This is a genomic window from Pseudomonas sp. P5_109, assembly GCF_034009455.1.
Classification (GTDB): Bacteria; Pseudomonadota; Gammaproteobacteria; order Pseudomonadales; family Pseudomonadaceae; genus Aquipseudomonas.
The window spans coordinates 4,000,614-4,021,819 of the sequence record NZ_CP125380.1; the positions used below are offsets into that span (position 1 = coordinate 4,000,614).

At 61.1% G+C, this 21,206-nt stretch carries 14 protein-coding genes and 3 pseudogenes; 11 read left to right on the top strand and 6 right to left on the bottom strand.

Annotation, left to right across the window (positions count from 1 at the left end; all coding sequences use genetic code 11):
- Positions 1 to 133 precede the first annotated feature (133 nt).
- The gene (locus QMK54_RS17960) at positions 134 to 1,873 is read left to right on the top strand and encodes a dipeptidase (RefSeq protein ID WP_223590909.1); all 1,740 of its coding nucleotides are present in this window, start codon (positions 134 to 136) and stop codon (positions 1,871 to 1,873) included.
- Positions 1,874 to 1,930: 57 nt separating this feature from the next.
- Here QMK54_RS17960 and QMK54_RS17965 read toward each other — a convergent pair whose 3' ends face one another.
- From QMK54_RS17965 to QMK54_RS17975, 3 genes are all read right to left on the bottom strand, one after another.
- Positions 1,931 to 2,458 (bottom strand): GNAT family N-acetyltransferase, encoded by a 528-nt coding sequence (locus QMK54_RS17965; RefSeq protein WP_223590939.1) that lies wholly within the window; start codon positions 2,456 to 2,458, stop codon positions 1,931 to 1,933.
- 102 nt (positions 2,459 to 2,560) lie between these two features.
- Positions 2,561 to 6,958 carry a response regulator gene (locus QMK54_RS17970; protein WP_320401026.1) on the bottom strand — a complete coding sequence of 1,466 codons (4,398 nt, stop codon included), beginning with the start codon at positions 6,956 to 6,958 and terminating at the stop codon, positions 2,561 to 2,563.
- A 51-nt stretch (positions 6,959 to 7,009) separates the two neighbouring features.
- Positions 7,010 to 8,167 carry a two-component system response regulator gene (locus tag QMK54_RS17975; RefSeq protein ID WP_320401027.1) on the bottom strand — a complete coding sequence of 386 codons (1,158 nt, stop codon included), beginning with the start codon at positions 8,165 to 8,167 and terminating at the stop codon, positions 7,010 to 7,012.
- Positions 8,168 to 8,435: 268 nt separating this feature from the next.
- Between QMK54_RS17975 and QMK54_RS17980 the strand changes: the two genes are divergently transcribed.
- On the top strand, positions 8,436 to 9,137 hold the full coding sequence (locus QMK54_RS17980; RefSeq protein WP_223590924.1) for an EthD domain-containing protein: 702 nt from the start codon (positions 8,436 to 8,438) through the stop codon (positions 9,135 to 9,137).
- A 727-nt stretch (positions 9,138 to 9,864) separates the two neighbouring features.
- Here the strand turns inward: QMK54_RS17980 and QMK54_RS17985 are convergent.
- Together QMK54_RS17985 and QMK54_RS17990 are read right to left on the bottom strand one after the other, a co-directional pair.
- Positions 9,865 to 10,152, bottom strand: a complete 288-nt coding sequence (locus tag QMK54_RS17985) for a hypothetical protein (RefSeq protein ID WP_320401028.1) — start codon at positions 10,150 to 10,152, stop codon at positions 9,865 to 9,867.
- Positions 10,149 to 11,105: an AraC family transcriptional regulator gene (locus tag QMK54_RS17990; protein WP_320402927.1), complete on the bottom strand. Its 957-nt coding sequence runs from the start codon at positions 11,103 to 11,105 to the stop codon at positions 10,149 to 10,151. Before QMK54_RS17990 ends, QMK54_RS17985 begins: the two co-directional genes overlap by 4 nt.
- A gap of 172 nt (positions 11,106 to 11,277) precedes the next feature.
- Here QMK54_RS17990 and QMK54_RS17995 point away from each other — a divergent pair.
- The 4 genes and pseudogenes from QMK54_RS17995 to QMK54_RS31215 form a co-directional block, all read left to right on the top strand.
- Positions 11,278 to 11,748: pseudogene (locus QMK54_RS17995) on the top strand (hypothetical protein); the annotation flags it as partial.
- A 135-nt stretch (positions 11,749 to 11,883) separates the two neighbouring features.
- Positions 11,884 to 13,296: an NAD(P)/FAD-dependent oxidoreductase gene (locus tag QMK54_RS18000; RefSeq protein WP_320401029.1), complete on the top strand. Its 1,413-nt coding sequence runs from the start codon at positions 11,884 to 11,886 to the stop codon at positions 13,294 to 13,296.
- A gap of 16 nt (positions 13,297 to 13,312) precedes the next feature.
- Complete coding sequence (locus tag QMK54_RS18005; protein WP_320401030.1) at positions 13,313 to 14,272, top strand: alpha/beta hydrolase; 960 nt, start codon at positions 13,313 to 13,315, stop codon at positions 14,270 to 14,272.
- Between the two features lie 174 nt (positions 14,273 to 14,446).
- Positions 14,447 to 14,719 (top strand): annotated as a pseudogene (locus tag QMK54_RS31215) (gamma-glutamylcyclotransferase); the annotation flags it as partial.
- 25 nt (positions 14,720 to 14,744) lie between these two features.
- On the opposite strand, the pseudogene QMK54_RS31220 reads toward QMK54_RS31215, so the two are convergent.
- Positions 14,745 to 14,849: pseudogene (locus QMK54_RS31220) on the bottom strand (dihydrofolate reductase); the annotation flags it as partial.
- Positions 14,850 to 14,976: 127 nt separating this feature from the next.
- Between QMK54_RS31220 and QMK54_RS18015 the strand changes: the two are divergent.
- The 5 genes from QMK54_RS18015 to QMK54_RS18035 all read left to right on the top strand — a co-directional run bounded on the left by QMK54_RS18015 (position 14,977) and on the right by QMK54_RS18035 (position 21,149).
- On the top strand, positions 14,977 to 15,204 hold the full coding sequence (locus QMK54_RS18015; protein WP_413787375.1) for a Mut7-C RNAse domain-containing protein: 228 nt from the start codon (positions 14,977 to 14,979) through the stop codon (positions 15,202 to 15,204).
- Between the two features lie 108 nt (positions 15,205 to 15,312).
- Positions 15,313 to 17,439 (top strand): TonB-dependent receptor family protein, encoded by a 2,127-nt coding sequence (locus QMK54_RS18020; protein ID WP_320401032.1) that lies wholly within the window; start codon positions 15,313 to 15,315, stop codon positions 17,437 to 17,439.
- Positions 17,440 to 18,093: 654 nt separating this feature from the next.
- Positions 18,094 to 18,558 (top strand): MarR family winged helix-turn-helix transcriptional regulator, encoded by a 465-nt coding sequence (locus tag QMK54_RS18025; RefSeq protein ID WP_110663207.1) that lies wholly within the window; start codon positions 18,094 to 18,096, stop codon positions 18,556 to 18,558.
- The gene (locus tag QMK54_RS18030; RefSeq protein WP_223596110.1) at positions 18,551 to 19,618 is read left to right on the top strand and encodes an HlyD family secretion protein; all 1,068 of its coding nucleotides are present in this window, start codon (positions 18,551 to 18,553) and stop codon (positions 19,616 to 19,618) included. Before QMK54_RS18025 ends, QMK54_RS18030 begins: the two co-directional genes overlap by 8 nt.
- The gene (locus QMK54_RS18035; RefSeq protein ID WP_320401033.1) at positions 19,611 to 21,149 is read left to right on the top strand and encodes a DHA2 family efflux MFS transporter permease subunit; all 1,539 of its coding nucleotides are present in this window, start codon (positions 19,611 to 19,613) and stop codon (positions 21,147 to 21,149) included. The genes QMK54_RS18030 and QMK54_RS18035 overlap by 8 nt, the downstream gene beginning before the upstream one ends.
- The last annotated feature ends 57 nt before the right edge of the window (positions 21,150 to 21,206 follow it).

The window sequence follows — 21,206 nt, forward strand, 5'->3', positions numbered from 1 at the left end:
TTTTGCGTTTCTGTGCGACAGATCCCACTTCAGGGGCTCCCGCTTCACAGGCTCGTGGTGTTAGTTTTGAGATGTTTCTGACAAAGCGATCAGATATTTCTTACAACCCGCCTGCAAAGGAATGCCCCCAGCAATGGATTTTTCACTCAAGCACCTGGCTGCGACCACCCTCATGCTCGCCAGCCTTTCGTCGTTCACCACGGCTGCGCAAGCCAACATCACGCCAGAACAGAGCGCGGTCATCCTCAAGACTTTCAATGATGCGTCGGTCAAGGATTTCAGGCAGTTCCTCGCCAGCCTGGCCAAGAGCGATATCGCCAGGACCGACAACCTCGGCGCGGCCATCGGTGCCTTCCTCGACAACAAGACGCTGTCCGCCGAGCAGCAGAACGAAATCCATCGTTTGCTCGGTCTTTATGCCCGGGTGAAATACGGCAGCGCCGCCACCGAAACCTTGAAGGAACTGGTGGCCATTCCGACAGTGAACGTGGAAGGGGTGGCCCAGCACGACAATCCCGAATTCCTCAAGATCGCCGAGAAGATCAAGGGCCTCGCCCAGGCGTTCAACCTGAACTTCCGCAACATCGACAACCGCGTCTACGAGATTTCCCTCGAAGGCAGCGGCGATGAAGTCGTGGGCATTCACGCCCACGCCGATGTGGTGCCGGTGACACCGGAGAACTGGGTGCTGCAGGACGGCACCCGCCTCGACCCGTTCAAGGTCACCCTGATTGGCGATCGCATGTATGGCCGCGGCACCGAGGATGACAAGAACGGCATCGTGGTGGCGCTCTACGCCATGAAGATCATCAAGGAAGAAAAGCTGCCGCTGGCGCGCAACTTCAAGCTGCTGGTCGACACCACCGAAGAGACCACGGGCGACGCCATCCCCTACTACTTCGAACGCAACCCGACGCCCAACTACAACCTGGCGCTCGATGGCGGCTACCCGGTGGTGATCGCCGAAAAAGGCTACGGCACCGTCATGGCCAGCTTCGCCAAGCGCGCTGGCGAGGGCAAAGGCGCGGAGATCATCTCGATGACCGGCGGCCTGGCCACCAACCAGATTCCGTCAACATCGGTCGCGACCCTGGTAACCGACAAGCCCGCCGAACTGGCCGCCAGCCTGCAAACCGCCGGCAGCGAATATGCCAAGCGCAACGGCGGCAACTTCGAAGTGACGGCCAAGGTCGACGGCAAGGACGTCAAGTTGACGGTCACCGGCGTGTCCGCGCACTCCTCCGAGCCCGAGTCCGGCGTCAACCCGGTGGCCAGGATGCTCGACTTCATCAATAGCCTCGACGGCAAGGTGGCGCTCAAGCACAACCAGATCACTGACGCCGCCCGCTACGCCGCCGACAACTGGGGACTGGACTACTTGGGTGGCAAGTTGGGGGTTGGTTTTGCCGATGAGTTCATGGGCCCGCTGACCACGTCCCTGACCTATGTCGGGATGGACGACAAAACCTTCAAACTCGCGGTCAACCTGCGCGTACCGAAGGGCAAGTCGCCGGAGGCGCTCAAAGCCGAAATCGCCGGCAAGCTGGATGCCTGGAGCAAGAAGACCAGCATCGCACCGGTCTTCGACCTGTCGATCGCCGAACCGATGTACCGCAACCCCGAGGGTGAATGGGTCAAGGCCCTGCTCGCGGTGGCCAGCGAAAACCTCGGCATGGAACACAAGTTCGGCACTTCCGCAGGTGCTACGTCCGTGCATGAACTGCCCAACGGCGTGCAATTCGGCCTGGCCATGCCGGACGTCAAATACACCGGTCACAACGACAACGAGTTCAAGACCACCGAGCAGTTCCTGCTGGACTTGCAGATCGTCACCGAAATGATGGGCCGCATCGGGCAATTGCCGAAGCTCTGACCCCCTTCGGGCCCGCCTTCCTGGCGGGTCCGATTGCAGACCTGTGGTTGGCGCACGCTATGGCACCTGGGGCACCCGCCATGACATTGCACAGCGACTATCGGGTGCAAAACCGCAGGCATATTCCTGAGCCAGGATCTCTGCCAGGCGCTTATCCAACGTTGCCCCCGCACAATGCTCAAACCCCAGCCGCCGGTAAAAGGGCGCGTTCCAGGGCACCTGTGTGAACGTTGTCAGCGTCACCAAAGCCAGCTGTTGCAATCGCGCATAGTCCATCGCCGTTTCCACCAGTTTTCGCCCCCAGCCCTGCCCCTGCGCGGACCGCCTGACCGACAACTCGTAGATATGAAGATCGCTGCCGTGGCGTTCTGCGCTCAGGAAACCTTGAGGCCGGGCATCAGCATCGACTGCCACCCAGCACGTTGAAAACGCGATCAACTGCCTGTGACGTTCGACTGTCATGGTGGCGGCGTCCGCCAGCCAACCCAGTTCTTCGATCGAACGGAATGCTTGCGCAGCGCTCCGTTCAATACGGGGCAACAAATGCGCGTCATCGGGTAAAGCCAGGCGAATGTGTGCAGGCATTTTTTTCGAAATAATGGGGTGCTGGCCTGAAATTCTACACGGCCTGAGCCGGGTATGAGGATTGTTGGAAACACGACTCGCATGTCCGCTCATGGCGATGGATCAGGACAGGTTTTCCAGCAACTCCAGCGCCTGATCGAAGTCAAAGCACTCCGCTTGCCGCACAACCCGAAGCAACTGCTCGGTCATCCGCGGGTCTGAAGCCAGCCCCTGCAGTTTGAGCAAGGCCGTCAGCGCCTGGGTGTCGCTCTCGGCCAGCAGAGACCGGGCGTGGGCCAATTGCACATGCCACTCGCTGCCCGGTGGCACGCTCGATGAGTCTGCGGACGATGTCGCTTCGCCGAGCACCGACAATCCTTCCAGCACCGGTGTCAGGCAGCGTTCAACCTCCGCCAGCCGGTCGGCCAGCTCCTGCTGCGCCCCATCGCTTTGGCATGCCTGCTCCAGCGCGGCGGCGGCGTTCGCCACTTCAACGGCACCAATGTTGCCCGCCGTACCCCGTAAGGTGTGGGCCAGCCTGACCACCGCCGAAGGATCGCCTTGACCTCGGGCAGCCAGGAACTCGGCGCAAAAAGCCTGGTGGCTGGAGCGAAACTTGCGCAGCAGGCGCAGATAGAGTTCGACCTTGCCCATGCAGGTGCCCAGGCCCGCGTTCAAATCAATACCGGGAAGGCTGGCTGGCAGACTCGCCGCTGACTCCGTGGTGAGCGCTGAAACATCGGCCGACTTCGCGCCACGGTCAGCTCGCGGATGTATCCACTTGGCCAACGTGGCGAACATGTCGTCGACGTTCAAGGGCTTGGAGATGTGGTCGTTCATGCCGCAGGCCAGCGCCCGCTCGCGGTCTCCCGCCATGGCATTGGCCGTCATGGCGATCACTGGCAGATTCGCCCAACGTGACTGCTCACGTATCTTGCGGGTCGCGGTATACCCGTCCATCACCGGCATCTGGCAGTCCATCAATACACCATCGAATTGCCCGTCACGCTCAAGTTGCGCGAGTGCCTCTTCACCGTGAATGGCCAGACACAGCTCGATCCCGGCGCTCTCCAGCAGTTCACCGGCCAGCTCGCGATTCAGCTCATTGTCTTCCACCAACAGCAATCGCGCGCCACGCAGGCTGGCCATGGCGCTGGCGCTCTGACCGAGTCGTTCGCTGGTGCGGGTATCGGCCTGGGGTATCTTGCCGAGCACTGTGCCCAGCGCCTCAAGCAAAGTGGACGGCGTCACTGGCTTGGTCAGTACCACCGGCAGTTGAATGCCGTGCCGGCTGGCCACTTCGCGAGCCTCTTCGCGACCGAAAGCCGTGACCATGATCACCGACGGCGTTTGCGCCAGTTTGGCGGCACGCATCTGCCGTACCGTCTCCACACCGTCCATGCCGGGCATGCGCCAATCCATCAGCACCAGATCATAGGGCAGCACCTTGGCTTCGGCCTCCACCAGCATGTCCAGTGCGGCCCGACCACTGTGCGCAACGTCCACTTCCACGCCAAAGCTGCGCGCCATGCTGGACAGGATCTCGCGCGCGCTGGCGTTGTCATCGACCACCAGCACACGGCTGCCCAGTAATTCGTCGGCGGTCACCATGCGCCGCAGTTGATTGTCGCGCTGCACGCCCAGGCTCACCTCGAAATGAAAAGTGGAACCAAGGCCCGGCTCACTCTCGACCCAGATGTGTCCGCCCATCAATTCCACCAGATGCCGGGAGATGGCCAGGCCCAACCCGGTGCCACCGTACTTGCGGGTGGTGGAGCTATCGGCCTGGCTGAACGGTTGAAACAGGCGCGAGCACTGCTCGGTACTCATGCCGATCCCGCTGTCACGTACCCAGAAATGCAACTGTACCTGCTCTGCTGCCGAGCCGCGCCGCTCTACTCCGAGCACGATTTCGCCCTGCTCGGTGAACTTCGTCGCGTTGTTGCCCAGGTTGATCAGCACCTGGCCAAGTCGCAATGGATCGCCGATCAAGGCGGTCGGCAGTTCGGCATCTGTACTGAACAGCAATTCCAGGCCTTTATCCTCGGCTTTCAGGCCAATCATGCTGGCAAAGCTGTCGAGCACGTCCTCAAGGTGGAAAGGAATGTGTTCCAGGTGCATCTTGCCGGCCTCGATCCTCGAGAAGTCGAGGATGTCGTTGATGATCACCAGCAGGTACTCCGCCGAGCGATGGACCTTTTCGATGTAGTTGCGTTGGCGATGGTCGAGTTCGGTTCGCAGTGCCAGGTAGCTCATGCCGATGATGGCGTTCATCGGCGTGCGGATCTCGTGACTCATGGTGGCGAGGAAATTGCTCTTGGCCCGGGTCGCCTCTTCTGCGGCCTCGCGGGCGCGCTGTACCTCGGCCTCGGCGATCTTGCGCGCGGTGATGTCGAAGTACCAGTTGGCCCCCATGCCCCGCTCTCCCGGCGTCATCGTGACGGACGAAACCAGTACGTCGACGCGCCCGCCTGTGGCACGTTTCAGGGTCGTCTCGAAGTTCAGCACCGGACCTTGCGATGCCGCTTCAAGAAAGCGCTGGTGCGCCGCAGGGTCGACCCAGAACTGCCCCGGATCCACACCCTCGAGCTCAGCCAGACGCGTTCCGAACAAGCTGTCGAACTGCGGATTGCAGTAGGTCGGACGGCCATCGACGTCTCTGATCACCATGGCCACCGGGCTGCTGTCCAGGACCGAGCGCAACTGTGCCTCGCTGGCCTTGAGTGCCGCCTGCAGATGACGGCGTTCGCTCACGTCACGCACCGATGCGCACACGCATGCTCCACCCCCTTCCAGGCTCGGCAGGTGTGACAGGCTGATCTCTGCCGAGAACAGACTGCCGTCCTTGCGCACGCCTTGCAGGTCGTCGAGGTTGGCGCCCATCTGGCGGGTTTCGCCGTGGGCCATGAAGCCTTTGCGCAGCGCCACGTGGCGCCCTCGACTGGCCAACGGCACCAGGCGATCGATGGACTCGCCGAGCAGCTCACCGGCGCTATAGCCGAACAACTGATCCAGTTGGCGATTGGTGCGCAGGATCTGTCCTTCGGCATCCACCACTAGCATGCCGTCCGGCGCCGCTTCGATAATCCCGCGATACCAGGCTTCGGTGGCGCGCAACGCCGATTGCTGGGATTCGAGTGCTTGCGCCTGCTGCTCCAGTTGCAGCGCCTGTTCCGCCATTTCGTTGGCCTGGCGCCGGGTTTCCGCCAACAGGGTCTTGACCGCCTGATTACGCTCGAGAATCGCCATGGCTGCGGCCAAACGTGGGGTGGCTTCCTGCAACAGCAGCAATTCGCGCTCGCCCAAGGGTTCCAGGCCAGCCAGTTCGAGCACTCCCAGCAAGCGCTCGCCACGCACAATGGGTTGCAGCAGCAGGCAGCGGGCCGGGACCTCGCCCAGCGGCGAGCGCAAGCGCCAGTATTGCTCCGGCATCGCCTGAAACTGACGTGGCAGGCGATCCACCGCGCACTGCCCCAGCAGGCCATCGCCGAACATGACTTGCGCCTCGGGTGGCCGCTCGGAATCGGTGGCATAACGCCCCATCAGCTGCAGCGTCCCGGCGTCCTCCTGTGCGCTGTACAGCACCCCTTGGCAAATTCCGTGCAGGCTCGCCATGCATTGCAGGAACACCTGCGCCAGTTCCTCCGGCGTTTCTGCCTGCTGCAGATCGACCTGCAATTGTGCGGTATGCGCCTTGATCCAGCGTTGACGCTCAAGTTGTTGGGACTCGGTCTGCAGTTTGGCGATGGCCCGCGCCAGATCACCCGTTTCGTTGTTCAGGTCGGTATGGGGAATCGGTTGATCGAGCTGCCCCGAGGCCAAGTGATCGACCGCCACTCGCACCCGGTTGAGCGGATTGCGAATCGACTGGCTGACGACCCAGGACAACAGCAATGCCAGCGACAAGCCACCGAACAACAGTACGTAAGTGAGCATGGTGCTGTGCTCGGCAAACTCGGCGATGTCCTTGGCCGTGTCGCGAATCGAGGCTTCCTTGATCTGGGCGATCGCATACAAAAGGGCGTCGGCCTGCTCGGCGATTTGCTGGAACTCAGTGCTATTGAGCAGCAAAAGCGCCTTGCTCTGCTGGCCCTGGTCGATCAACACGAAGGCCCGGTCGCTTTGGCCCTGCAATTGTTGCAACAGCAGGTCGAATTCAGCCAGACGCGCCAGGTTTTCCGCACGCTTGAGGGTCACTTTTGCATGGGCCACCGCCTGCTGCAGGCGATCCTGGGTATCACGCAACCGCTGCAGGGATTCGACGCGAATCTGTGCGCTGTCGGTGCCCACCGCACGCTGCAATCCTTGCATCATTTGCGGCAGGAGCACCCGTGCTTCCTGCAGGTGCTCCATGCCGACCAGTTCCTGCAGATAGAGGTTCTGCATGTCCTGCTTCAGCGATTGCTGCGTGCGCAGGCTTTGCACGCCGAGCACCAGCACCAACAGCAGCAGCGCAGCGAAACCCAGGATCAGTTTGTGAAGCAGCGCCAGGCGCTCAAGCAGGTTGCGCAATCGGGCCATGACTATCCTCAAGGACCTGGTGAAAACACTGACAAAGGGGTAACAGCGGGTTCACGGAGTCTGGCCGGTACGCTCCAGGGCCGCCCGCTTGGCGGCCATGTCCTGATCGGTATCGGCGAAACGCGCGGCAATGGTCTGGAACTGTTCAACGCAATCGAGGAAGGCATCGCAGACGTCCGGATCGAAGTGCGTGCCTCGCCCCTGACGAATAATCTCGACGGCCTGCGCGTGAGGCATCCCCAATTTATAGACCCGACGGCTGATCAACGCGTCATAGACGTCCGCTACTGCCATCAACCGGGCGCTGATGGGGATGTCGTCACCCGCCAGCGCTTGGGGATACCCGCTGCCGTCCCACTTTTCCTGGTGACTGTAGGCAATCTCCTTGGCCAGGCTGAGGAACTCGCAGCGAATGCCGAGCTGGTCCTCGGCATGCTGGATGGCGTCACGCCCGAGCGTCGTATGAGTCTTCATGATCTCGAACTCTTGCTCGGTGTAGCGTCCCGGCTTGAGCAGGATATGGTCGGGAATGCCGATTTTGCCGATGTCGTGCAGCGGCGCCGACTTGAACAACAACGCGATGGTGTCGTCGGTAAGAAAATGACTGAAACGCGGATGATCACGCAGATGCTCGGCCAGCACCTTGATGTAGTGCTGGGTCCGCCGGATATGGTTGCCCGTTTCGTTGTCGCGAGTCTCGGCCAGTGAAGCCATGGCCTGGATGGCCACATCCTGGATCGCAATCACCTCGCGGGTCCGGCGCGCCACTTCCTTTTCCAGATAGTCGTTGTGATCACGCAGGAAGTCTTGCGCGGCCTTGAGCTTGAGCTGGGTATCCACCCGCGCCAGGACCAGCGCCGGCCTGATCGGTTTGGTGATGTAGTCGACAGCGCCCAGCTCCAGGCCAAGGATCTCGTCTTCGGTCGCGGCCATGGCCGTCAGAAAGATGATCGGAATGTCGCGGGTACGCGCGTCACGCTTGAGCTGCTGCGCCACCTCATGGCCCGATAGCCCGGGCATCATCACATCTAGCAGGATAAGGTCCGGAAGTGTGTCGCCCTGAAGTACGCGTAAAGCCTTTTCACCGCTATTGGCGGCCTTGACCCGGTAGCGATCCTTGAGCAGATCAGTCATCAGCATCAGGTTATCGGGTGTGTCATCGACCACCAGGAGGGTCGGCGGGCTGTAATGACTCTGTTCGGCACTCATGGCGGATGGCTCCCTTGCCCGACATAGATACTCCAAGGCAACACGTCTCACTGCCGCCCCAGCGCACGAAAGCTTAGCTGCTGTTTTGCAGGGCTGCCCGACGTCGAGCGAAGCCATTGCCCTCATATCGTTGGTCAATAGTCTGTTTGAGGTATTACCCAAGGCTGACCTTGATTGACTATGACGCCAGGGATTTTCGGTCATTCGGGTGGACCAGGCAGCACGACCGCTGCTCCATCCATCAACCGCAACGAGGAGCTCGATAGCTATGGAAAAAGTCATCTACCTGCTGTGGCGTGATACTCAAGTCAGTCCTGATACCTTCGCCCATCGCCTGCGCAGTGAGGTCGCCGGGCAATTGCAGGCACTCGGTGCCCGTGCTGTGCAACTGAACCTGTCCGATGCCGATGTGCAGCCTGCAGCCGGCCTGCGCCAGGAAAACAATCGACCACTGCCCGATGGCAGCCTGTCGCTGTGGCTGGACAGCGCCAACGGGCCGGCTCGTCGCCCTTTCGACGACGTGATCAATGCGGCAACGGCGCGCATGGCCGCCTACCTGGTCTGCGAGTCGGTCGCTATCGCCAATACTCGCTTCCGCGCAACGCCCGGTGAACGTACCCACGGGTTCGCCCAACTGGCCCTGCTGACCCGCCCTCCACGCCTGACTCCCGAGGCCTGGCTGGACATCTGGCGCAACCATCACACGGCGGTGGCCGTGGACACGCAAGATAACTTCCAATACGTGCAAAACCTGGTGGTGCTGGCTTTGACGCACGGCGCTCCACGGATCGATGCCATCGTCGAAGAATGTTTTCCGCCGGCGGCCATGACCGATCCCATGGCCTTTTTCGATGCGGTGGGCGACGAAGCGAAATTCCAGCACAACCTGGCCGTGATGATGGACAGCTGCAGCCGCTTCCTCGATTTCGACAAAATCGATGTGCTGCCCACCAGCCAGTACTGCCTGTAGGGCCGGGAATCGTCATGCGTGAAGCCGGATAATCGAGATCTGGACCTTGATTATGTCCAGAATGTCCGGCTGGCACCGAAATGTTGTTCACTTAAGACGTGGTGGGGCGGTGTGCATATCCGTTTCTGCGGTAACGGCCGCTTAGGGTTCCGCTCTTACAGCGGGTCACTTTGGAAAAAAAGCCCCAAAGTAACCAAAGGGCTCTTGCCCCTTTCGTTCGGTGCCTCGCCCAGGCTCGGCCTCTCGAGGGGGCAAGAAGATCAAAAGCCAAAGCCAAACCGAGGCGGCCTACCGGCCGGCCTGATCGCTAGGCTGTACACACCTCCCTGTAGGAGCTGGCTTGCCGGCGATGACGTCATCCCAGCCAACACTGCTGCACCTGACACACCGCCATCGCCGGCAAGCCGGCTCCTACAGGGATTGAGTACATCTGAAAGAAATTGGTCGGCCGACAGGCCGCCTTCGCGAGCAAGCCCGCTCCCACAGAAGAGCAAAGGCAAATCGACGTACACCCACGCCCCTCACCACTCATCAGGCCGAGCGTTAGCTCGCCTGCAGCTCTTGATCTTGACTCACCCGCCCCCTCGGGAGGCTGAGGGGAGGTGTTCATCCGGGGATTGGCGCGCAGCGCCGTTCGACGCAGTCGAACTCATCGCATGTAGGTGCCAGCGAAGCCAACCGGAGGGCGATGCCCCCGGATGAATGCCGGAGCGAAGGAACGCCGAGCCTAGGCGAGGGGCCGGACGCCAGGGGCGAGACCTTTTGGTTCCTTTTGGGGCGTTTGCCAAAAGGGACTCGCCGTAAGGGCGAAACCATAAGCCGCCATCACCGCAGCAACGGATATGTACACAATCAAAACAAAAGACAGGCCGGCTGTCAGGCCGCCTTCGCAAGCAGGCTCGCCCCCACAAAGGAGCACCAGGGTTACTTTCGATTGATCCGGCATTGCGAAATGCTTGCCTGACGCAACAAAACTCAAGCGAACAACATTACGGCTGGTACCAAACGCTTTCATACCGATTGCCTGCGCCAAGTGCCGGGGGATGTACCGAACTGGCGCTTGAAGGCGCGGCTGAACGCGGCTTCGGACTCATAGCCCACTGCAAAGCCGATTTGCGCCACATTGCCACGACCTTCACGCAGCTGTTGAGCCGCCACATGCATACGCCAGAGCGTCAGGTATTGCATCGGTGGCTGGTCGACCAACGCCGTGAAGCGCTCCGCGAACACCGAGCGCGACATGCCCACCTCCAGCGCCAGGGCTTCAGCCGTCCAGCCCTCGGTCGGACGGGCATGGAGCAGCGCCAGTGCACGCCCGATATGCGGATTGCGCAACCCCGCCAGCCACCCGCGCCGCTCGGCGGGGAGGCTGGCGACATACTGGCCGACAGCTTCGACGAAGAGCAATTCCGACAGCTTGGCGATGACTGTTGTCGAGCCGACGCGCCCGGCCGCGATTTCACTGACGGCAAAACGGAATGAGCTTTCGATCCAGACGCCGGAAGCCGTCGCACGCAAGTCCAGCTTCAATAAGGAAGGCAGCGACGACAGCAACGGACTGAAGGGTGTTTCAGAGCCGAGGAATCCACACAATAGCTGCGTGGCCACGCCGCCCCCGCCGTACTTGATCCGTGATATGCCGCCAACTTCCGGCGGCTGGATCACTTCGCGCGCCGGCATGGGCGCAATGCTCAGATCGCTGCCAAACGAATGGGCGTCGTTGCGAGGCAGCAGGATAAGTTCGCCTGCCCCCACGTCCATGACGGCACCACCGTCGATTTGTATTTGCATGCTTCCGGCGGCGACAAAATGCGAGGCAATGATATGTCGGGGTGTCGCCAGGAACGGTTTGCAATCATCCGCCGAGAGTCTTCCGTTGATGCACCAGGGCGCAGTGAGTTCCGCCTCGAGGAAGACCCCTCCAGACAGCCGAATCACACGCAATACATCAGAAAGCGCATCCAGCAATTGCCAGCCCTCCTTCCGGACGCCTGAGCAGGTTTTCAGGCGCACTGGTCATTCACCGCCTGAACTGCGACGCCTAGATTAGCACCAACGCGGACTCAGCGATCGGGACTGTCCCCAGCGGTTTCCATGGTCAGAGGCTCCGACGTCAACCCCAGTGCAACAGGAGATCCAAATGAACAGCGTCGTCACCCTACCCGACTCTGAGTCAGGCAACACCGCCCGCTATGCGCAGATGGTCAGGTCATCGAAAAAAACCGAATGGCAGATCGACCGTGATTTGCTACAGGACCGCCGTTTCGACTTCTCGCGCAAGTTCCTGCCCGACGGACTCTCGCTGGTCGACCGCCTGGGCTTTCTCGCCACGGCCGAGGCACGCCTGCTCAGCCAGATCCAGGGCCGAACCTATGCGTACATCTTTGGCCTGGTCGAGCGATTTATCAGTGCGAAAATGCTCGATCAAGGTCGGGCCCATGTATTCGACAATCAACTCGCACTCGAAGCGCTGGTGCGTTTTTCCAACGACGAGATCAAGCACCAGGAACTGTTCCGGCGCATGGAAACGATGATGGGGTCGCAATTACCGGCGGGGTATCGTCAGGCGGCCGATCCCAATGAAGTGGCACGCGCGGTACTGGCGGCCAGTGCCGCAGAAACGGCTGGTGAGGCGTAATTCAGTTCCATCAGTTATGCGTGTGAGGAGTATTCGTTCTATACGGCCAGGTATTGCTAGCTAATCTACTGAGGTCAAAAGGAGCAACCTTCAGAAAGGCGACAGCATATGGAAGCAAACCTGATCGAAACCGACTATCTGATCATCGGTGCTGGCGCGATGGCCATGGCTTTCGTCGATACACTGCTCAAGGAAACGAATGCACAGATCGTGATGGTGGATCGACACGACCGACCAGGCGGGCACTGGAATGATGCCTACCCTTTTGTCCGATTACACCAGCCCTCGGCCTTCTATGGCGTCAACTCACGGGAACTGGGCAGTGGAACCAAAGACCATGCCCGACTGAACGAGGGCTTGTATGAGCTAGCCTCCGGCGCCGAAGTGGTCAGCTACTACGACCAGGTGATGAATCAGCAGTTTCTGTCGTCAGGTCGGGTCCGTTACTTCCCCATGTGCAACTACACCGGCGACGGCATTGACGAGCACCGCTTTACCTCGCTGGTCAGCGGCGCAAACCATCAGGTCCAGGTCGACAAAAAGGTGGTAGACGCCACCCATGCCCAGACGGCAGTGCCCTCGACCCATCCGCCCAGGTACAAGGTGGAGCCCGGCGTGCAATGCGTGCCACTGAACAACCTGCCGAAGATCCAGCAGCCACACGCAAGCTACGTAGTGGTGGGATCGGGCAAGACCGGGATCGACGCTTGCCTGTGGTGTCTGCAAAACGGTATTGCGCCCGAAAAAATCTGCTGGATCATGCCGAGCGATCCCTGGTTGATCGACCGCGCCAACCTGCAACCTGGCCTCGATAACTTCGAACGAACCATCGGCGGCCTCACGGCACAACTCAAGGCCATCGCCGCCGCAGATTCGATCCCTGACCTGTTCGCAAGGCTTGAGGCATCCGGTCAGCTGCTGCGCATGGATAAGTCCGTCGAACCCACGGCTTACCGCTGCGCCACTGTCACCCAGGCAGAATTAAGTGAGCTTCGACGCATCGACAACATTGTGCGCCTGGGCAAGGTACAGGTGATCGAGCCAACTCGCATCGTGCTCGAGCAAGGCAGCATCGCCACAAGTCCAAATGCCCTGCACATTGACTGCAGTGCCAGTGGCATCCCGACAATGCCGGATATGAAGGTGTTCGATGGGAGCAAGATCAACCTGTGGATGTTAAGCAGTTGCCAACCGTTGTTCAGCGCGGCCTTGATCGCCTATGTCGAAAGCCATCTGGACGATCAAGCGCAAATGAACGCGCTTTGCACAATGGTCCCCACCCCCCACGTCCCCACGGACTGGATCAGAATGTGGGCGGTCTACCTGGGTAACCAACTACGCTGGGGAGAGCATGAAGGCCTGACCCACTGGATCAGGCAGTCGCGCTTGTACTTTCTGACCGCGGTGGTCAGGGGCTTGCAAGTAACCGACACCGAGAAACTGGCACAGCTGCACCGGCTCTCTGTCAGCAAACAACAGGCCCTGACGAATCTGCCGCGGTTGCTGGAGTCCATCGCTTGAATTGCAGGAAGCACACATGAATCAGCCACACCTCGAAATACTCGACATCAATGGCATCCGCATGCAGGTCGCAATCCAGGGCTCAGGCCCGTTGGTCCTGCTATGCCACGGTTTCCCGGAGCTAGGGTACTCATGGCGCAATCAGCTTGCTGCGCTGGCGGCGGCCGGCTATAGAGCGGTCGCGCCCGACATGCGTGGCTATGGCGGCACGGATGCGCCGGCCGAACCCGACGCCTACACCACACTCCACCTGGTAGGCGACATGGTCGAGTTGGTCAACGCACTCGGCGAACAGCAAGCCGTGATCGTCGGTCATGATTGGGGCGCGCTGGTGGCCTGGAGCGCCGCATTGATGCGACCCGATATGTTCCGCGCAGTGGTCGGCATGAGCGTCCCCTTCTCGCCCCCCGGGCGCGTGGAACTCCTGGGCGCGCTTGCCGCGCGGGGTATCAGCGACTTCTACATCCAGTATTTCCAGACGCCGGGTGTGGCCGAGGCCGAGCTGGAAAGGGATGTCGAATCGTCGATCCGGCGCATCTACTTCAGTGGCTCGGGTGACGGCCCCGATGCGCTTGTGTTCGGTCAACTGCAGCCGGGCAAAGGCTTCCTGGTGGGGACGATCGAGCCCGAAACCCTGCCCGCCTGGCTGACCCTTGAGGACATCGCCTACTACACCCGCGAATTCACCCGCAGCGGATTTCGCGGCGGCTTGAACTGGTACCGCAACATGACACGCTCATGGGCACTGCTGGCGCCCTGGCGCGATTGCATTATCCGGCAGCCGTCGATGTTCATTGCCGGAAGCCGCGACGCGGTGCTGAAGTTCCCGGGCTCCGCGCGGCAGATCGAAGCCTTCGCGCAGACACTGCCAGGACTGCGCGGGTGCCATATCCTTGAAGGCGCCGGCCACTGGATACAGCGAGAACGCGCGACCAAGGTCAATGAGCTGTTACTGGGTTTCCTGAAAAAACTCTGACCACGCGTTCAATGTTTAACCCATGGCGGGAGGACCGATATGGCACCCCTGAGAACCAAGCCCGCCAAAGGACTGGACCTGACGGCAGAACTTGTCGCTCGCGTTGAGTGTTTTGAGCCCGATCCCGGTCCCGAACCGGGCACGGCCGAACACACCAAGGCAGAGTTTGATGCGATGGTGGAGGCACTGTTGTACGAATACAAACCACAAGAGCTTTGGATCTTTGCCTATGGCTCGCTTATCTGGAATCCGGAGTTCGATTTTCTGGAGAGCCGTAGCGCCACCGCCTTCGGCTGGCATCGATCGTTCTGCCTCAAACTGACTCGCTGGCGCGGCACACGCGAACTGCCAGCGCTGATGTTGGCCCTCGACCGGGGCGGAAGCTGCAACGGCTTGGCGTACCGGCTTCCAGCGCAAGACCATTTCAAGCAATTGGGGCAGTTGATGGTCCGGGAAATAGACGCAAACGCCTCGCCAGTTCCGCCAACAGGTCTGAAGGAGAGAGGTTGGAAAAACGCACCTTGCCCTCTAGCGCCTCAGGCACCTGCGAGTCGGCCAACTGTTGAGACAAAGCCATCCAGACTGGTGGCGATGAAAACATGTGCAGTGGTCATCGGAGTCTCCTTATTTAAACGACGCATGGCTGACCGCAATGAGGACAGCGAAACGACTATATAGATAAATTTCTTGGCTGGTTTTCAAGGCTGCGGATAACAAGCAGGAAGCGTTACAGACGCGAATTGACTGTTCATGAAAGGTTGAATCACACCCTGCACGAGATCAGTCCGGAACTGGCCCGGCTGCGGGTGCCGCCACGCATTGGCGCCCTTTATTCGCACTTCCTGCGCTGCGATGCCTGCCAACGGATTTACTGGGAAGGTTCGCACTGGCGCGGCATGTGCGCATTGCTGACACCGCTGCTGAACCGCTAGCCGCCAGCCCTAGGCGGACACAAAAAAACAAAATTGCCATGTGCTCCCTTCGTTCCTTCTTGCGTCGCACTGTTCATTGCCCGTTCCCGTACGTCTGGAGTTTTCCCCATGCCCCCGCTTCAATACTTGCCCACTGCATTGCTGGGCCTGGCCCTTGTTTGTCCGGCCATGGCCGAGGCTCAGGGCCTGGAACTGGGACAAGTGCTGATCGGGGCCGAGGACCAGAGTGATGAGGACCAGGTGATCGAGGACGCCAGGGCTCGGCTGGCCCAGGTGCCCGGCGGCACCAACGTGGTCGACATGCGCCGCCCGCTGCAGGGTCGCGTCGCCAGCAACCAGGATGTGCTGGCTTACCAGCCGGGAATCCATGCCCAGTCGGCGGGCAACGAAGGGGTGAAGATTTCGATCCGTGGATCGGGCATCAACCGCGCCCCGGGCGCCCATGCCTCGGGGCTGTACACCCTGCTCGACGGCCTGCCGCTGACCGGCCCTGGCGGCACGCCTTATGAACTGCTGGAGCCGCTGTGGCTCGACCATGTGGAAGTGCTGCGCGGCGCCAACGGTTTCGATCGCGGCGCCCTGGCCCTGGGCGGAGCCATCGATTACGTCAGTCACACCGGCTACGACGCGCCAAAGTTGCAGGTGCGCTACGCGACCGGTAGCCATGGTTATCAGCAACGTCAGGTCAGCTCCGGACAGGTGCTGGGGGACTTCGATTACTACCTGGCCATGACCGACGCAAACGCCGATGGCTACCAGGACCACACGGCCAGCGAGAGCCAGGGCGTCATCGCCAACTTCGGTTATCGCTTCAATCCCAACCTGGAAACGCGCTTCTACCTGCGCCACCGCCAGACCGACAACGACCTCGCGGGACGGGTGACCAAGCATTCCATCGAGCACGATCCACGGGCGGCCAACCCTGCGTACGTGGCGCGGGACGACCGCCGCGACGAGCCGGGCAGCACCTTTATCGGCAACAAGACCACCTACTACATCGATGACGATTCCAGCATCCAGGCCGGCCTGGTCTACCACGACTACCCAATGGATTTGCGTGAGGGGCCCAACCGCCTGAAGGTGGCGTACACGGATGTCAGCGGCACGTTCGACTACAAGCGTCGCGACACGCTCTGGGGCCTGGAAAGCGTCAGCACTGTGGGCCTGCGAACAACCAAACACCTGCCCAATGCCGGCGCCAGCGAGTTCGTGCGCATCCCCACCGGCAACATCGCCGGCTATGCGCCGGGTACGTTGATGCGCAACTTCACCTACCAGGGTTCGGACAGCGTCCTGCATGTGGGCAATGACCTGGAGATCGCCGACGACCTGTGGCTGACCACCGGCCTCGCCGCCATCTACACCCGCCGTGAAAGCACTGTCACCTACCCGCAAAGTGGTGGCAAGACCAGCCTGCACGACTGGGACTACGCCCCGCGCGTGGGCCTGCGCTATCAGCTGACACCTGACCTGCAACTGTTCGGCAATCTCAGTCGCTCGGTCGAAGCACCGCACCCGTGGTCGCTGATCTATAGCTCGAACATTCGATTCCCGGCAGGCAGCGGCCCCGCCACAGGCGCCCAGCGTGATCCGGTCAAGCTGCAAAACCAGACCGCTACCACCCTGGAAATCGGCGGCCGTGGCGACAGTTCGCTGGGGCAGTGGAGCCTGGCCTGGTACTACGCCCAGGTACACCACGAACTGCTTTCGGTGTTGCCGGATGCCAACGCCACCACGCCCTACGAACTCAACGCCAGCCCCACCGTGCACCAGGGCGTGGAAGCCAGCCTGCTGAGTCCCCTTTGGTCGCCGGGCGATGGCGGCCAGTTGAGCCTGCGCCAGAGCTACACCTTCAGTGACTTCCACTACCGCGACGATGACCGCTTCGGCGACAACCGCCTGCCCGGCCTGCCGATGCACTATTACCAGGGCGAACTGCGCTACGACTGGCCCCAGGGGTTTTTCGCCGCGTTCAACACGCAATGGGTGTCGAAAGTGGCGGTCGATTACGCCAACAGCTACTACGCCGATCCTTACGCCATATTCGGCGCGACACTGGGCTACAACGCACCCAAGGGTGACTGGCAGACCTGGCTGGACCTGCGCAACCTGACCGACAAGCACTATGCCGCCACGGTCACGCCGGGCTACGACGACAAAGGGCTGGACGCCGCACGATCCACGCCCGGCGAGGGCATGGCGATGTACGTCGGGGTGTCGTGGAGCCTGCTCTGAGGCCGGATTGAATGTTGGCTGTGCCGGCCTTTTCGCGAGCAAGCCCGCTCCCACCGGTTTATTGGGCGCTCCCGGGATCTGTGCCTGGCTGCAATCCACTTTGTAGGAGCTGGCTTGCCAGCGATGGTCGTTAACGATGACGCGTGTGGACTGGATAAACGCGGCGCCCTTGAGTCCATCGCCAGCAAGCCGGCTCCTACAGTTTGGCGCTCACATCATTTCGACCATGACGCGGTCCCTTGTAGGAGCTGGCTTGCCAGCGATGGCGGTGTGTCAGGCAATGGAGATGTTGGCTGTGCCGGCCTCTTCGCGAGCAAGCCCGCTCCCACAGGTTTATTGGACGTTCCCGGGATTTGTGCCTGGCCGCAATCCACTTTGTAGGAGCTGGCTTGCCAGCGATGGTCGTTAACGATGACGCGTGTGGACTGGATAAACGCGGCGCCCTTGAGTCCATCGCCAGCAAGCCGGCTCCTACAGTTTGGCGCTCACATCATTTCGACCATGACGCGGTCCCTTGTAGGAGCTGGCTTGCCAGCGATGGCGGTGGGCCCCCATCTAGAGAATCGATTCATCTGAATTATTCCGCAAATATAGATAGCTGACTAATTACAAGCTCAACTATGATGAGCTAACTCTCCAGCAGCAGATATCACCATGACCGACCCATTGACCCTTGGTTTTGCCCTGCATGACAGCGCCCGGCTGATGCGCAAGCGGTTCGAGCAACGCGCGCGGCATGTCGGCCTCACTCGCTCGCAGTGGCAAGTGCTGGCCATGTTGTCGACCAACGAGGGCATCCATCAAAAAGGCCTCGCGGATCTGTTGGAACTGGAATCGATCACCCTCGTGCGCCTGCTGGACAAAATGGCCGAACGCGGATTGGTCGAGCGCCGTAGTCATCCCACGGATCGACGCCTGTCCCTGCTGTTTCTGACGGAGCAGGCCCATCCGCTGCTGGAACTGATGCGTGACATGGGCCGCACGACCCGCCAGGAAGCCACGCGCGGATTCTCGGCCGAGGAGGAACAACTGCTGCTGCAGATGATGAAGCGCATGAGGTCCAACCTGATCGAAGCCTGCAGTCTCCCCATCGAAGAACAGGAGCATCGTCATGATTGAGAGACGGCAACTCGTGCGTACCACGCTCTTTGCCTTGCTACCCATCGCGCTGGTAGTCGGCGGCTATTTGTATGTCACCGGCGGGCAGATCATTTCCACCGACAATGCCTACGTACAGGCCGATCGTGTCGGCGTCTCCACCGATGTCTCGGGCCTGGTCGCCTCGGTCGATGTCAAAGACAACCAGCGGGTGGTCAAGGGCCAGGTCCTGTTCACCCTGAAGACGGAGCCCTTTGAGATCGCGCTGGCCAGTGCCAGGGCGCAACTGAGCAACGTGCGTAACCAGATCCTCAACCTGCAGGCCAATTACAAGCAGGCGCAGGCCGAAATCGATCAGGCACAGATCGACCTCGCGTACTACCAGGCCAGCTTCCAGCGCCAGCAAACCCTGCTCAGCGTCTCGGCAGTGTCCAGAACCAATTACGACGATGCCAAGCACGCGCTGGACAGTACCCGGCAAAAAATCACCGTGGCCAGGGCCACCGCCCAAATGGTGCTGGCGCAATTGGGCGGGAACATCGACACCCCCGTCGAACAACAGTCCACGTATCTGATCGCCCAGGCTGCCGTCGACGAAGCGCAACGCAACCTCAACAACTCGGTGGTCAGGGCTTCGTTCGACGGTATCGTGACCAACGTTGATTCACTGCAGGTCGGCTCCTACCTGCAACCGCCACAATCGGGCATCAGCCTGGTGTCGGCCGATCACCTGTGGGTCGCCGCCTCCCCCAAGGAAACCGAACTGACCCACATGAAGCCCGGTCAGTCCGTCGAGATCAGTGTCGATAGCTATCCCGGCGTGCAGTGGCACGGCACCGTCGACAGCATCAGCCCGGCGTCGGGTGCAAGCTTCTCGTTGCTGCCCGCGCAAAACACCACGGGCAATTGGGTCAAGGTCGTGCAACGGATTCCGGTGCGCATCAGCATCGATGATGCCGGGGAAAAACCGCCGCTGCGCACCGGCATGAGTGTACAGGCAGAAATCGATACCGGCTCGGCGCGGGGCCTGCCGCATCTGTTCTCGGGGCTGCTGGCGAGCAAGGCCGCCCCCCATGAGTAGCGATGCACCGAGCGAAGCGGTGGCCCATCGCGGGATGATCACCGCTTGCGTCGTGCTGGCGGTGATCATGCAAGCGCTCGACACCACCATCGCCAACGTCGCCCTGCCCTACATGCAAGGCAGCATCTCGGCCAGTTCGGACCAGATCAACTGGGTGCTGACCTCCTACATCGTCGCTGCGGCAATCATGACGCCGCCGTCGGCCTTCCTGGCCCGGCGCTTCGGGCGCAAACGCGTGCTGCTGTGGGCGATAGTCGGCTTCGTGGTCTCGTCGATCCTTTGCGGCCTGGCGCAGTCGCTGGAAGAAATCATCCTCGCCCGCCTGCTGCAGGGCCTGGCGGGCGCGGCGCTGGTGCCGCTGTCCCAGGGCATTCTGCTGGACATCTACAGCCTCAAGGAACGCGGTTCGGCCATGGCGCTGTTCGGCGTGTCGGTCATGGTCGGCCCGGTGCTGGGGCCGATGCTCGGTGGCTGGCTGACCGATAATTTCAGCTGGCGCTGGGTGTTCTTCATCAATTTGCCCATCGGTTTACTGGCACTGGCCGGGATCGTCTATTACGTCAGCGAAACCCCCACCGACACCTCGACCCGCCTGGACTGGCTCGGCTTCGGTTCGCTGAGCGTGGCGATCATGGCCCTGCAACTGTTCCTCGACCGGGGTGAGCAGCTGGGCTGGTTCGCTTCCGGGGAAATCCTCGTCGAAGCGATAGTGGCCGCTGTCGCCCTGTATGTGTTTGTGGTCCACACCTTCACCACCGACACGCCCTTTATCAGCCCGAAGCTGTTCAAGGACCGTAACTTTTCCATCAGCGTCGTATTTATTTTTATCGTCGGCATCACCTACCTGGCCTCACTGGCGCTGATGACCCCTTACCTGCAAACCCTGATGGGCTATCCGGTGCTGACCGCCGGCATGGTCATGGGCCCGCGAGGCCTGGGCACGATGCTGACCATGTTCCTCGCCGGTCGACTGTTGGGCAAAGTCGATACCCGCCTGTTATTGCTGACGGGCCTGGGCTTGTCGGCGCTGTCGATGGGGCTGATGACCGGCTGGACACCTGACGTGTCGATGCAAACCGTCATCTGGGTCGGCTTCATCCAGGGCACCAGCCTGGGCATGCTGTTTGTGCCACTGACCACGGTGGCCTTCGCGACCCTGCCCGCTGCCTTGCGCGCCGAAGGCACCGGGCTTTACAGCCTGTCGCGCAATGTCGGTTCCAGCGTCGGCATCTCCATCGTCACCGTGCTGCTGACCCAGAACATCCAGGCCAACCACGAGCAGATCGGGGCCTACGTCACGCCCTTCAACCGCGCCTTCGACGCTGGTGCGATCAAGAATTACCTGGACCCGATGGCCGCCTCCGGCCGCGCCGCCCTGGACGCAATGGTCAACGTGCAAGCCAGCTGGGTCGCCTACGTGGACGACTTCAAGTTGCTGATGCTGTTGTCGCTGGCGGTGATGCCGTTGTTGCTGATTATCAAGACTCCAAAAGCCCAGGCACATGAAGAGCCGGCAGCGGTCATGGAGTAATCCCGGATCAACACGTAACGCGCGCGACGACTAAGCTTTTGTAACGCCACTTCGTCC